General features: G+C 65.5%; 12 protein-coding genes. 5 read left to right on the top strand and 7 right to left on the bottom strand.

Translation table 11 applies throughout. The features are described from left to right. Positions 1–76 precede the first annotated feature (76 nt). The gene (locus JTE92_RS06585; RefSeq protein ID WP_063239236.1) at positions 77–991 is read left to right on the top strand and encodes a hypothetical protein; all 915 of its coding nucleotides are present in this window, start codon (positions 77–79) and stop codon (positions 989–991) included. A 44-nt stretch (positions 992–1035) separates the two neighbouring features. On the opposite strand, the gene JTE92_RS06580 is transcribed toward JTE92_RS06585, so the two are convergent. Both JTE92_RS06580 and JTE92_RS06575 read right to left on the bottom strand, forming a co-directional pair. Further along, on the bottom strand, positions 1036–1836 hold the full coding sequence (locus JTE92_RS06580; protein WP_232353525.1) for an alpha/beta fold hydrolase: 801 nt from the start codon (positions 1834–1836) through the stop codon (positions 1036–1038). A 38-nt stretch (positions 1837–1874) separates the two neighbouring features. Further along, positions 1875–3116 (bottom strand): MFS transporter, encoded by a 1242-nt coding sequence (locus JTE92_RS06575; RefSeq protein ID WP_063239238.1) that lies wholly within the window; start codon positions 3114–3116, stop codon positions 1875–1877. 218 nt (positions 3117–3334) lie between these two features. On the opposite strand from JTE92_RS06575, the gene JTE92_RS06570 reads away from it, so the two are divergent. Next, positions 3335–5242: a BTAD domain-containing putative transcriptional regulator gene (locus JTE92_RS06570; protein WP_232353524.1), complete on the top strand. Its 1908-nt coding sequence runs from the start codon at positions 3335–3337 to the stop codon at positions 5240–5242. A 31-nt stretch (positions 5243–5273) separates the two neighbouring features. Here JTE92_RS06570 and JTE92_RS06565 read toward each other — a convergent pair whose 3' ends face one another. The 4 genes from JTE92_RS06565 to JTE92_RS06550 all read right to left on the bottom strand — a co-directional run bounded on the left by JTE92_RS06565 (position 5274) and on the right by JTE92_RS06550 (position 8023). Continuing rightward, a complete protein-coding gene (locus tag JTE92_RS06565; RefSeq protein WP_063239239.1) occupies positions 5274–6041 on the bottom strand; it encodes a ParA family protein in 768 nt (255 codons plus the stop codon). A 90-nt stretch (positions 6042–6131) separates the two neighbouring features. Beyond that, positions 6132–6560 (bottom strand): GNAT family N-acetyltransferase, encoded by a 429-nt coding sequence (locus JTE92_RS06560; protein WP_063239240.1) that lies wholly within the window; start codon positions 6558–6560, stop codon positions 6132–6134. A gap of 161 nt (positions 6561–6721) precedes the next feature. Then, complete coding sequence (locus JTE92_RS06555; protein WP_063239241.1) at positions 6722–7093, bottom strand: hypothetical protein; 372 nt, start codon at positions 7091–7093, stop codon at positions 6722–6724. Between the two features lie 459 nt (positions 7094–7552). After that, a complete protein-coding gene (locus JTE92_RS06550) occupies positions 7553–8023 on the bottom strand; it encodes a hypothetical protein (protein WP_063239243.1) in 471 nt (156 codons plus the stop codon). A 252-nt stretch (positions 8024–8275) separates the two neighbouring features. On the opposite strand from JTE92_RS06550, the gene JTE92_RS06545 reads away from it, so the two are divergent. Continuing rightward, on the top strand, positions 8276–8863 hold the full coding sequence (locus tag JTE92_RS06545) for a hypothetical protein (RefSeq protein ID WP_063239397.1): 588 nt from the start codon (positions 8276–8278) through the stop codon (positions 8861–8863). 57 nt (positions 8864–8920) lie between these two features. Here the strand turns inward: JTE92_RS06545 and JTE92_RS06540 are convergent, their stop codons facing one another. Continuing rightward, on the bottom strand, positions 8921–9835 hold the full coding sequence (locus JTE92_RS06540; protein WP_063239244.1) for a LysR family transcriptional regulator: 915 nt from the start codon (positions 9833–9835) through the stop codon (positions 8921–8923). 444 nt (positions 9836–10279) lie between these two features. Here JTE92_RS06540 and JTE92_RS06535 point away from each other — a divergent pair, with 444 nt between their 5' ends. Together JTE92_RS06535 and JTE92_RS06530 are read left to right on the top strand one after the other, a co-directional pair. After that, the gene (locus JTE92_RS06535) at positions 10280–11272 is read left to right on the top strand and encodes an aldo/keto reductase (RefSeq protein ID WP_116386986.1); all 993 of its coding nucleotides are present in this window, start codon (positions 10280–10282) and stop codon (positions 11270–11272) included. Between the two features lie 142 nt (positions 11273–11414). Next, positions 11415–12578, top strand: coding sequence for an MFS transporter (locus JTE92_RS06530; protein ID WP_232353443.1), 1164 nt, complete (start codon positions 11415–11417; stop codon positions 12576–12578). Positions 12579–12603: the final 25 nt, after the last annotated feature.

Genomic DNA, 12603 nt, shown 5'->3' with positions numbered 1-12603 from the left:
GCAAAAAACGAAGCTTGTATGACGCGCCAACTAGCGACTAGCTTGGAAGCCTTGGACCGATTCACGATGAGGCATCATGATGAAAAGGATCCTGTGGCGCCGGCCCTCGCTGGTTGCCGCGGCCGTTGCCGCGTGCCTGTTCGCCGTCGGCGGCGCATGGGCCTCCGACATCGCATGCAAGTCGCCTGCGGGCGAATCCACGGTCCGCTGCAATAACCCGGATGGTTCCGGCGTGCGCTGCTCGCTGGTGACCGACGAGCCCAGGCCGCGCCAGCGGCATGCCCTGATCTGCGATTCCTCCAGGCTGTCCGACCGCTACGAACGCATCTACGCCGAGCAGCAGCGGATGTTGCGCAAGGGCAGGATCGACAATGCCGACCTCACGGCGTGGCGTGCGCGGCGCGATGCGTGCGAGTCGGCACGCTGCCTGGAAAGCCTGTTCGCCCGGTTCTGGCGGGAACGGGACTCGATGAAAAATTTGTCGGAACGTCCTGCCGCTACGCCGCCCGCGGCCAAAGTCAAGATAAACCCGATCGTCCCTGCGGCTCCGGCAATCCGGACCATCCCGGAGCCGGCAGCCACGCCGGCCATTGCCCTGGCCGCCGTACCGGACGAGACGCCGACGCAGACCGCTCCGGACGCGTCGCCGCTGGCGGCATTGCCTGCCACGCAAGCGGCGCAGGAACCGGTAGTGCTTGCACAGGCGGTTGCCGCCCCCTTGCCCAGGCCGCCGGACCCCGGGATGGCGTCGCTTCCGTTCATCGAGAGCTTCAACACCACCCCCGCCCGGGCCTACCCGGCCGCGCTGACCGCGGATAGCGTGTTTTCCGGGCTGGCCGTGCTCGGCATGGGCGCCGGTTTCCTGTGGACGCGGCGAACGGCTGGTGCAGGGCAGGGACGGCCTCGCGGCGTCTCCGCGGCCATCGCGATCCTTTTCTTCGGCTTGCTGTTGGTGAATGCGCTGCTGCTGCCGTTTACGCTCGCCTTGTAGTAGCGATTGAGTAGCGATTGCAGCAATGGCGGAACGGACGAGGCTTATTGCCGGTGGCGCTCGAGGAACTCGGCAATCACCGGGTTGACCGTCTCCGGATGCGTCAACAGACCCATATGCCCGAGTTGCGCGAACTCCACCACCTCCACCCGCGGCAAGGCCGCGGTCAGCAACCGCGCCACGCCATGTGCTGACGGTGTCGAGCGCTTGCCGACCAGGTAGAGCACCGGTACGTCGAGTGACCGGAATGCCTGCAGCGGCGTGGGCTCCGTGAACAGCGCATGCGCCCACCGGCGGACATTCTTCACGGACGCGGCAATCGCCGGCTTGCGTTGTGCGGGTGTCTGCCGCCACGCTCCGGCTCCCATCCAGTAGTCGATAAAGTGCCCGGCAGCGGCGTCTTCGTTGCCGGCGTCGAGCGCGGCGGCAGCGGCAGCGACGGCATGGCGAATGCCATCGGCGTCATTCGGCGCGGGCTGCGGCGCATCGAGCAGCGAGAACAGCGTGGGTTCGTACAGCACGAGTGCGCGTATGCGCCCGGGCTGTGCCAGCGCCGCGACCAGTGCCACCGCGGCGCCATACGAATGCCCCACCAGGGCCAGCGATGCGCCCGCCTTGCCAAGCACCGGCTCGATCAGCGCCACCTCGTTGCGCAGCGAAATGACCCGGTCCGACGGCCATTGCGGACCCCGGCCCGCGTCATAGGAATCCGGCGCCAGGACGTGGAACCTCGGTGCGAGGTGTTCCATCAGCGCACGCCATTGGCCGGAGGTGCCGGCATTGGCATGGATGCAGACGACGCCGGGTCCGCTTCCCGCCTCGCGGAAGAAGGTCTGGGAGGACACGGGTAAGGATGCCGAGTGAAATGAACGCATGATTGTCCTCAGGTGGGTTGGGCCTGTCCGGCAGCGAGGGGCAGGGGGCGTGCCTCCCGGATCGGCAGGTGCAGCATGGCGGCAAGCAGGCACAGCGCGATGTCGGCCTGCCACATCCAGTCGTAGCCGCCGGTCATCTCGAAGGCCTTGCCACCAAGCCACGCGCCGAGAAATCCGCCAAGCTGGTGCGACAGCATGACGACGCCGAACAGCGTGGCCAGATAGCGGGCCCCGCGCAGCCTGGCGACCAGACCAATGGTCGGCGGCACGGTCGACAGGTAGGTAAGACCGAGCCCGGCAGCGAACAGGGCGAAGCTCAACGGCGTCTTCGGCGACATGACGAACGCCATGATCAGCAACGCCCGTGCGAAGTAAAGGACGGCCAGCGCATATTTCATCGACGCGGTCTGGATCGCCTTGCCGATGAACGGGCTCCCCAGGATGTTGCACAGGCCGATCAGCGACAGCGACCACGCGCTGACGGTGGCGGGCATTCCACAAAGCGCGACCACGCCGGGCAGGTGCGTCGAAATGAACGCAATGTGGAAGCCACAGGCGAAGAAGCCTGCGTTGAGCAGCAGGAAGCTGGGATCGCGCAACGCGCCGCGTAATGCTTCTCCCACCGTACCAACGCTTGCCGTGCCGCCGTTGGCGGCGGCATGCGCCGGCGCGGCGCGGGTGATGACCCGGATAGCCGGGATCGCGGCCAGTCCTGCCGCGCCCAGCAGCACCAGGGCAGGCTGCCAGCCCGCGCCGCCGATCAGCAACTGGGTCAGGGGCAGGATCGTGAACTGGCCGACCGAGCCGCCCGCATTGATAATGCCGCTCGCCATGGCACGGTGTACCTCGGGGATCAGCCGGCTCGCCGCCGACATCAGCATGGCCGGCCCGATCGCGCCGGAGCCGGCAGCGGCGGCCACCCCGATCAGCAGCATCAATGCCATGGCACTGCCCGCTGCCGGCGTGGCCGCGACCGCGGCGGCAAACAGCGTGGCACCGGCGATCATCACCGGGCGCGGTCCCCAGCGGTCGGCGATCACGCCCGCGACCGGCTGCGCCACGCCCCACATCAGTTGCGAGACGCCAAAGGCCAAACTGACGGTGGCATAGCCGACGCCGGTATGAGAGTTGAGTAAGCTGATGAAGAGCGGCAGCGACTGGCGCAGCCCCAGCCCCAGCGCGAAGACCGCTCCAGCCGCGAGGGCGATGGTCAGATGACTGCGGCTGCGCACATGCACGGTGGTGTCCATGAACCTGTCTCCTTTCCTGTGTGTTCCAGGTCGTTCCGGTCCCGATCTTTTGCCGCGCGCGTGGAAGGGCGCGTGGTAGCCTGCGTGGAATTGCCGTGGAATCTCACCGGCCGCCCGATACCGGCATCCCACCTGTGCAGATCCGGATGCTTGGGCCGCTTGGCGTCCGGCAGCAGGGCGTTGCGCTTCCGCTGCCGGCGTCGAGGAAAGTCCGCGCATTGCTCGCATACCTGGCACTTGCGCCACGGCCCGTGTTGCGCAGCCAGTTGTGCGAACTGCTGTGGGAGGTGCCCAACGATCCACGCGGCGAATTGCGGTGGTGCCTCAGCCGGATCCGCAAGCTCATCGATTCCGATGCAAGGCAGCGGCTGCTCACCAGCGGGGAGAGCATCTGGCTAGACCTGGCAGACGGGTTTGTCGATGCGCTGGCGGTCTCGCAGGCCATGGAGGCGGGCGTCACGACCCTGGCGGCGGAGCGGCAGCGCGGCCTGGCGGTGCTGTTCGAAGGGGATTTCCTGGAAGGCCTCGACCTTGCGCGCTGCCCGGCGTTCAGCACGTGGCTCACCGCGCAACGGCGGCGCTTCCGCGCCTGCCACGCCGCACTGCTGGAGCAGCTCGCGCAGGGTGCTGCCGGCGAGGAGACGTTCGGCTACCTGGACAAGTGGCGCGAACTGGCGCCATTCGACCAGCATGTGCACGCCACCATCCTTGCCGCGCTTGCCCGCCAGGGCCGCCTTCGCGAAGGGGAAGAGCATGTCGCCGCAACCACTCGGCTGTTCGAGGCCGAAGGGCTGGACAGCCGGCCGATCCGCAATGCCTGGCGCTCGGCCATGGCTGCATCGGTGGCCGGGGTGGCCAGCCGCACCGCAGTCGTCGAAGTAGCCGGGATCGCCACCGTCGCCACCATCGCTGCCGCCGCCGACGCCTCACCGGCGATTTCGCGGCATGGCTCCATCGCGGTGATGCCTTTCGCCGACCCATCCACCGCGGCGCTGGCGCGCGGCGGCGCTGCCGATGCACTGACGCATGACATCATCACGCGGCTTGCCAAGCTGCGCAGCCTGTTTGTCATCGCACAGGGGACCGTGTTTGCGCTGCATGAGCGCCACGTCGGCGCGCAAGAAGCCGGCCGGACACTGAATGTCGACTACGTCGTGAGCGGCACCGCCAGCACGCGGGAAGGGCGCCTGACCGTGACTGCCGAACTGGCCGAGACACGCAGCGCCCGGATCGTCTGGGCGGACACCTTCCACCACAAGCTGAACGATGCCTTCCTTGTGCTGGAAGAAGTCGGCAACCGCATCGTCGCCTCCATTGCCAGCGAGATCGAGACGCTGGAGCGCAACCGCGCCATCCTGAAGCCACCGGGCTCGCTTGATGCGTGGGAGGCCTACCACTGTGGCCTGTGGCACATGTACCGGTATCGCCGGGCCGACAACGAGATGGCCCGGCATTTCTTCCAGACGGCGCTGCGGCTGGACCCCACCTTCTCGCGCGCCTACGCCGGCCTGTCCTTCACGCATTTCCAGGACGCGTTCCAGAACTGGGAAAAGCGCGGACCGGAAATCGACAAAGCCTACGAAGCCGCGGTGCAGGGCATGATGGCCGATGACCGCGACCCCGCGGTGCACTGGGCGATGGGCCGGGCGCTGTGGCTGCGGGGCCGCCCCGAAGAGTCCGTCGGCGAGCTGGAGCAATCCATCGACCTGAGCCCCAACTTCGCGTTGGGGCACTACAACCTGTCGTTTGTCCGCTCGATCTCCGGCGACCCGCAGGCGGCCATCGATTCATCGGACCTGTCGCGCCAGCTGAGTCCGTTCGACCCGATGCTGTTCGGCATGCTGGCGACGCGGGCGATGGCGCTGGTCCGGCTCGGGCACTTCGAGGAAGCCGCCGGCTGGGCCGCCAAGGCCGCCGCGCGGCCCAACGTCTTTCCGCATATCCACGCCATCGCCGCCTGCACGCTGGCGCTGGCTGACTCGCTGGAGCAGGCGCGATCCCAGGCCGCGGCGATCTACAAGGTCGCGCCGCACTATACGCTCGACGACTTCCTGCTGACGTTCCCGTTCGATGCCGACGGGGAGGCACTGTTCAGGGAAGGGGCGCGGCGTATCGGGTTCCGGTGAAGGCGTTGGCTCTGCGCTGCAACGGCGGCCTTCAGCCGGCCAACTCCCGGTGCAGCGCCAGGTACTCCTGCGACAGCTTGTGCCGCGGGTCAAGGTGGATCATCGGCATGGCGTGCTGGTGCGATTCCCTGATCTTCACCGAGGAAGACAGCCGCGACGCAAGGACCGGCAGCCCCTCGGTGACCAGTTCTTCGACCAGCTTTGCCGGCAAGCTGGCACGCGGCTGGAACTGGTTGATGACGATGCCCTCGACCTCCAGCGCGTCGTTATGGTCTTGCTGGATTTCCTTCACGTTATCGAGCAGCGTGTAGAGGGCGCGCCGTGAGAAATCGTCGCAGTCGAACGGGATCAGGCAGCGCTCCACCGCAATCAGCGCCGAACGGGTATAAAAGTTCAGCGCTGGTGGTGTGTCGATGTAAATGGCATCGTAGGTGGCCTCCAGCTCGACCAGGGCATCGCGCAGCTTGTAGATCTTGTAGCGCGATTCAAGCTTGCCATGCAGCGCGTCGAGGTCGGCATGCGCCGGCATCACGTCGAGGTTCTCGAAAGGCGTCGGATGGATAAAGGACGCCAGGTCCACCGGCTTGAAACTATAGGTCAGGGACGCCTCGAAGAAGTTTGCCGCGCTCGGGCTCGCCTCGCCGGCGCGCGCGCCCATCAGGTACTGGGTCGAATTGCCTTGGGCATCGAGGTCAACGACCAAAGTGCGCAAGCCTTCGCTGGCGCTGATCGCCGCGAGATTGCATACGATTGTTGACTTGCCAACTCCGCCTTTCTGATTGAATACGACGCGCCGCATTGCTTCCCCTGCCAGGACCGTTTTGAAGGCGAAAGCATACCTTAGCGAAGGACGGCGCGGCCACGGCAGAGGTAGCGATTGTGGCGATTTTCACAGCGCGATCTGCATCAATGTCCCGACTTCGACCTGGTCGCGGCGCATTGCCGGGGAGGCAAGGACCGCCGGCGCGAGTTCCGCGTAACTGATGGGGGTAAAGCCCATTCGCGCGAAGTAGCCGGAGGCATTGCTGGTTTGCAGCACGATCGACTCGACGCCCTCGCGACGGACGTCTGCGACGATGGCGGAAATAAGGAGTTCGCCAAGGCCGGCTGAGCGGGCGCGCTGTGCAACCGCAAGGCCTCTGAGCACGCCCGTGTTCTCATAGCGCTCCAGGCCCGCGCAACCCAGCAGGCCGGCGTTATCCCGGATGACCATGTATTGGCCGATGCGGTCCTGAACCCCCGCCACGGATAATGATGAGGCGTGCAGGAGCGCTTTAATGTCCGGCCAGTCCGCCTCGGTAGCATAGTGAGGACGCATAGCGGAAACCCTCGCGTAGTTCGTCCTCTTATCCTACTTTCGAGGGGACATGCTGCCTGTAGGGATTGATCCTTAGGTGAATTTGCCTATCCGGTGCCTATCAGGCCGCCACCGCAGGCCGCGACGCCAGACTGCAGGTCGCGGTTTTGCCGCGAAGATCGCTAGCGCCAGACGAGGGTGGTTTCCCCGAGCAGATGGCCGGGCAAGATGTAGTCGCCATGCTCGATGGCAAGCGACTCGAGTTCGCACAGGACTGCCTCGGGCAGTGCAACCATGTCGAAGCGGCAATAGAGGTATCGCTGCCTGAAGGTCAGCTTCTTTTCACGCAGCCCGCGAGTCAGGGCGTCGGCAGATTCGACGCAAATATGCTCGACTGTCCGATACTGGACATCGACACCGAGCTTCTGGCCAAGTCGCCCGAGTTCGATCGCATCCTCCCACGCTGTCTCATAGTCCAGCTCGACAGTACCTTTCGCGCAGGCGTTGATGTACGCCACTGCGCTGGCCCGGCTGCGTGCAATGAAGGCGCTCATTGGCAAGTCTCCGCGATGGAGTCATCGCGGGTGACTATACCTACGAGGCGGGGCATGACGCAAGCGGCTGAGAGACGCATGACTCGGCTATCCTTGCCGTACCCCCCGCCTGGCGACGGCATGGATGCTGGCATCCCGGTGTCAGTTTCATTGAAAGAGGAGGGCGCCACCGATTATCAATACCGCTAACAGCGCTCCCAGCCACACTGCCTCCGACGCGCTTGTGCGCCGCGCCGCACGGCAGGCCTCGGAATCGGACTTGTGAAATTCGGCCAAGCCGCCAGAGTAGAGCTTCTCCCAACGCATTTCCATCGTCAGCCTCCCTTCGTCCATGACTGCATTCTTCAGTGCAAACCAGGACTTGGCAACGAGGAGAAGGGATGGATGCGGTTAATCCTTTTGGCCGATTGCGGGAAAGACCATGGCAAGTATCCTGTGCGCCGGGATTCTCCGGGACCTTCAGTCCACCAGGAGAAGCTGCAGGTCATGAACCGCCTTGTCTCCGCTTCGAGGCGCCCTGGCGCGCTTGCGGAAAGCCTCGACTGCCTCGCGTATCCGCAGCGCTTCGCGTCGCGAAACCGCCCCCGACCATATCGTCTCGCCCCGGCAGAACACCTGTACTGAATACTTTGGCATATCCCATGCGTGCACCGTCGGCGCACCGCCTTGTGCGAGTTCGGCGGGCACAAGTTTCTTTTTCAACGGCGACTCGATCTTGTAGAGAATGGTTTCCGCCGGGACCACACCACTGATATCCCGGCCGTCATAATGGCCAACCAGGGATACTTCACGACCATTCAGTGGCGCTACCACGAGTCCGTTGAGCAGGAGATAGGATTTGCAGTACAGCAGAAACCGGTTTCGCAATTGCCACACGAAACAAGCCACTGCCGCCGCCACCAGGATGGCGAGAAAGAAGGTTGCTTCCATGTCCTCTCCCTTACCGCGCGCTATGTTTGCCGCTGTTCAGTAGTCTAGGTGAACAAAACAGGCTGGTAAGGCCTTGTGGCGTCGCACCCACAAGTCCAGGACCGGGAAGCTGCCTGGCCGATGGCGTGTTCGGCAAGTCATCGAAACACCGCGCGTTGCTGCATGCCTGTGACTTGCCGCGCGCCTTGTACTTTGGCGTGGATGAACTAAACCTCACGTATCCGCAAGTTTCTCCGGGCAATGGAGCCGAGCATGCATTTCGACAAGCTATTCGTCGCCTGCGCGCTGGTCGCAGCCAGTGGTGCAGCGCCAGCCCAGCCAGAATCCAGCGTGCATGTCGCGTCCGGCGTCGGGGCGGTGATGGCGACGGAGACCGTCAAGACGACCGCGACCGTGGTCGCCATCGACAGTGCCACGCGCACTGTTTCGTTAAAGAACAAGCAAGGCAAGGTTACCGACTTGCAGGTCGGCGACGACGTCCGGAACTTTGACCAGGTCCGCATGGGCGACATGGTGACCGTCGAGTACAAGCAAGCGCTGTCCGTGAGCCTGACCCGGCAGACCGGCATGCGCTCGGCCATCGAGCGGGAGACGATCGAACGCGCGCCACCCGGAGCCAAGCCCGGCGGCAGCATCGGCCGGGAGGTGACCGTGACTGCGGATGTCGTCGCCGTCAACCGCAAGGCCGGCATGGTGACGCTCAAGGGCCCAAAGGGGAAAACGGTCGACGTGCATGTCAGCGATCCGCAGCAACTCAAGGCCATCCGGCGCGGCGACCAGGTGCAGGCGGTCTACACCGAAGCGATTGCTGTGTCGATGACGCCGCAGGCGAGCCGCTGACAGGCAGTCAGGCAGGGCCAGAAGCGGGCGGGCCGTGCTTGCCCTGGGCGAGCCGGCCTAACGCCGTTTGGGACCTGGTGGGGGCGCCACGCGCAGCGCATTGACCACCAGCGAAAACGCGGGCGAAGGCTGCCGGCGGCTCGGGTAGTACAGGTAGTAGCCGGGGAACGGCGGGCACCAGTCCTCCAGCACGCGCACCAGCCGGCCATCCTCAAGGTGCGGTGCGAACTCCTCTTCAGGCAGGAACGCGATGCCCAGCCCCACCACCGCTGCATCCACCATGCCGGGCGACGTGTTGAAGATGAGCTGCCCATCGACCCGCACGTTCAGTGGCTGACCCCGGCGCTCGAAGTCCCACACGTAGAGGCCGCCCGCCGTCTGCATGCGCATGTTGATGCAGTTGTGGTTCACCAGTTCGCGCGGCGTCCTGGGCTTGGGGTGCACCGCGAAATACTCAGGTGAGGCAGCTGCCGCCATGCGCAGTCGCGGCCCGATCGGCATCGCGATCATGTCCTTGTCGATGGTGTCGCCCAGCCGCACGCCCGCGTCGAAGCGGTCGGCCACGATGTCCCGGAACCCATAGTTGATGTCGAACTCGACCTTGATGTCGGGGTATTCGCGCAGCAAGGGCGTGAGCTTGGGCAGCAGCGTGGTCCGAAGGACGTGCTCGCCGCAGGTGATCCGCACCGTGCCGGCAGGCTTGTCCCGCATCTCGGAGAGCGCATCCAGTTCGGCGTCGATCTCATCGAACCGACGGCCGATGGCATCGAGCAAGCGCTCGCCGGCAGCCGTGGGCGACACGCTGCGCGTGGTGCGCGTGAGCAGCCGGATCCCCAGCCGCGCCTCCAGGCCGCTGATGGCCTGGCTGAGGGCCGATTGCGTGACGCCCAGCAGCGAGGCGGCGCGCGTGAAGCTGCCTTCCCGCGCCACCGTCACGAAGTACAGGAGATCGTTGAGGTTGCGTTTGACCATGGCGGAAGTTTCCCATGGGGCATTGATTAGTACAACTAATATGCCTTTTAAGATTTCATTAGCTAGTCAAGGTGACCCGCGCGCGCCAGCATTCAGGGTAGGGAAAGCCAATCGTGCGGGATTTCGCTGCGAGCGCATGCCCGCCTGAGCGTCTCCACACACCAGGTCACCCATTCCGTATCCACTTCCACCTGAAAGGCATCGAACATGCGCACGCAGAACGCCAATGATCGCGAAACCGCAGAAGAGTCCGTCGTGGCTGCCGACCGGCGAGGCTTCCTGAAGGCGGCGGGCATCGCTGCTGCGGGCACGGCACTGCCGATCGGTGCCGCATCGTGGGCTACGCCCGCTGCGGCACAAACGGCACAAACGGCACAAACGGCACAAACGGCACAAACGGCACAACGCCGCGAGACCGGTGGCAACGCGAGCCAGCGGTACACCATCGGGAAGCGCAAGCTGGGCGGCCTGGAAGTGTCGGAACTCGGCTTCGGCTGCATGAGCAACAGCCCCGGCCACTACGGCCCGGGCGTGGATCGCGCGACGAGCATCCGCGTGATCCGCGACGCCTATGCGCGCGGTATCACCTTGTTCGACACCGCCGAGGTCTATGGCCCCTATGTCAACGAGGAACTCGTTGCCGAGGCCCTGGGGCCGGTGCGCAACCATGTGGCCATCGCCACCAAGTTCGGCTTCAAGATCGACGGCACCAACGGCCTGGACAGCCGCCCGGAGCGCATCCGCCGCGTGGTCGAGGCATCGCTCAGGCGCCTGAAGACCGACCGCATCGACCTGTACTACCAGCACCGCGTGGACCTGACCGTGCCGATCGAGGATGTGGCCGGCACCATCAAGGACCTGATCCGGCAAGGCAAGGTGCTGCACTTCGGCCTGTCCGAGCCCAGCGCGCGCACCATCCGCCGCGCCCACGCGGTGCAGCCGGTGACGGCGATCCAGACCGAATACTCGATCATGGAGCGCAGCGTGGAGCGCAACGGTGTCCTGCAGGCGTGCGAGGAACTGGGCATCGGCTTCGTGCCCTGGGGGCCGCTGGGCCAGGGCTTCCTGCCCGGCAAGCTGCCACGGGACGCACAGGCCAGCTTCGACGGCAAGACCGACCTGCGCAAGACCTTCCCGCGCTTCAGCGCCACGGTCATGCAGGCGAACCAGCCGCTCCTCGACTTCCTCCAGCGCTTCGGCGAGAAAAAGGGCGCTACGCGCGCGCAGGTCGCCCTGGCCTGGCTGGCAGCGCAAAAGCCCTGGATCGTCTCCATCCCCGGCACGACCAATCTGGACCACTCGCGCGAGAACCTCAGCTCGGTCAACGTCAACCTCACGCCGGACGACCTGCGCGAGATCGAGGCGGGCATGGCCAGGATCACCATCCACGGTGGCCGCATGGACGCCAGGCAGATGGACCAGATCGGTAAGGACTGATGGCCAGCAAGGTCGGGATCACGGCACGTATCGTGCCGTATGGAGTCGATCGCGGCCCCGTCAATGCACAGCCAGGAAATTAATGGCCACACAAACAGTTGAAGCCCCAGTGGGCAGTATTTCCATTCAGAACGAAGAAACGATGCAGCCGGCGTATTGGGGCGGCGTGTTCGCGATGTCGCTGTGCGTGTTCACGCTGATCGCCTCCGAGTTCATGCCCGTCAGCCTGCTGACGCCGATCGCGGCCGACCTCCATGTCACCGAGGGGATCGCCGGACAAGGCATCGCGATCTCGGGCGCGTTCGCGGTACTGACCAGCCTGTCGATCTCCGCGATCGCGGGCAGCATGAACCGCAAGACCTTGCTGCTTGGATTGACGGCGCTGATGGCCGTGTCCGGTGCCGTGGTCGCGCTGGCATCGAACTACCTGACCTACATGGTGGGCCGTGCGCTCATCGGCGTGGTCATCGGCGGCTTCTGGTCCCTGTCCGCCGCGACGGCCATGCGACTGGTACCCGGCAGCCAGGTGCCAAAGGCTCTGGCGATCTTCAACGGCGGCAACGCATTGGCCACGGTGATCGCGGCGCCGCTGGGCAGCTACCTCGGCTCGGTCATGGGCTGGCGCGGCGCGTTCTTCTGCCTGGTGCCGGTGGCGGCGATCGCCCTGGCCTGGCAGTGGATCAGCCTGCCGGCCATGCCGGCCCAGGAGCGGGCGCCGGGTTCAGGCAATGTCTTCAAGGTGCTGGGCAGACGCCACGTGGCCCTGGGCATGGCCGCCTGCGGCGCCTTCTTCATGGGGCAGTTCGCCCTGTTCACCTACGTGCGCCCATTCCTTGAAACCGTGGCGCACGCGAGCGTATCCACGCTGTCGCTGATTCTGCTGGTGATCGGTGTGGCCGGTTTCATCGGCACCGCGCTGATCGGCGCCGTCCTCAAGCGTGGCCTGTACGGGACGTTGTTCACGATCCCGATCCTGATGGCGGTCATCGCGCTGGCGCTGATCCCCGTGGGGGCGTGGGTTGCCGCGGTGGTGGTGCTGCTGGGTCTGTGGGGCCTGCTGGCGACTTCCGCGCCAGTCGGCTGGTGGAGCTGGATTGCCGAAGCCATGCCGCACGACGCCGAGGCGGGCGGCGGCCTGATGGTGGCGGTGATCCAGTTGGCCATCGCCCTGGGATCGACCCTGGGCGGCCTGCTGTTCGATTCGGCAGGCTACCGGAGTACCTTCCTGGCGAGTGCGGCCGTGTTGCTGATCGCGGCTTTCCTCGCCTTCCTGACCTCGCGTTCGCAAGTCCGGCAAGCGGCCTGAGCCGCGTATCACACCAGGAGAACAC

Origin of the sequence: Cupriavidus oxalaticus (genome assembly GCF_016894385.1) — a bacterium.
Lineage (GTDB): Bacteria > Pseudomonadota > Gammaproteobacteria > Burkholderiales > Burkholderiaceae > Cupriavidus > Cupriavidus oxalaticus.
Note: the sequence above shows the minus strand (reverse complement) of the source record. Positions and strands in the feature narration are given on the sequence as shown.

Coding starts and splice junctions, on each gene's coding strand:
- JTE92_RS06555 (WP_063239241.1), bottom strand. CDS start 7,093: ATGAGCGCCTTCATTGCACGCAGCCGGGCCAGCGCAGTGGCGTACATC.
- JTE92_RS06540 (WP_063239244.1), bottom strand. CDS start 9,835: ATGGTCAAACGCAACCTCAACGATCTCCTGTACTTCGTGACGGTGGCG.
- JTE92_RS06560 (WP_063239240.1), bottom strand. CDS start 6,560: ATGCGTCCTCACTATGCTACCGAGGCGGACTGGCCGGACATTAAAGCG.
- JTE92_RS06575 (WP_063239238.1), bottom strand. CDS start 3,116: ATGGACACCACCGTGCATGTGCGCAGCCGCAGTCATCTGACCATCGCC.
- JTE92_RS06545 (WP_063239397.1), top strand. CDS start 8,276: ATGCATTTCGACAAGCTATTCGTCGCCTGCGCGCTGGTCGCAGCCAGT.
- JTE92_RS06530 (WP_232353443.1), top strand. CDS start 11,415: ATGCAGCCGGCGTATTGGGGCGGCGTGTTCGCGATGTCGCTGTGCGTG.
- JTE92_RS06565 (WP_063239239.1), bottom strand. CDS start 6,041: ATGCGGCGCGTCGTATTCAATCAGAAAGGCGGAGTTGGCAAGTCAACA.
- JTE92_RS06550 (WP_063239243.1), bottom strand. CDS start 8,023: ATGGAAGCAACCTTCTTTCTCGCCATCCTGGTGGCGGCGGCAGTGGCT.
- JTE92_RS06585 (WP_063239236.1), top strand. CDS start 77: ATGATGAAAAGGATCCTGTGGCGCCGGCCCTCGCTGGTTGCCGCGGCC.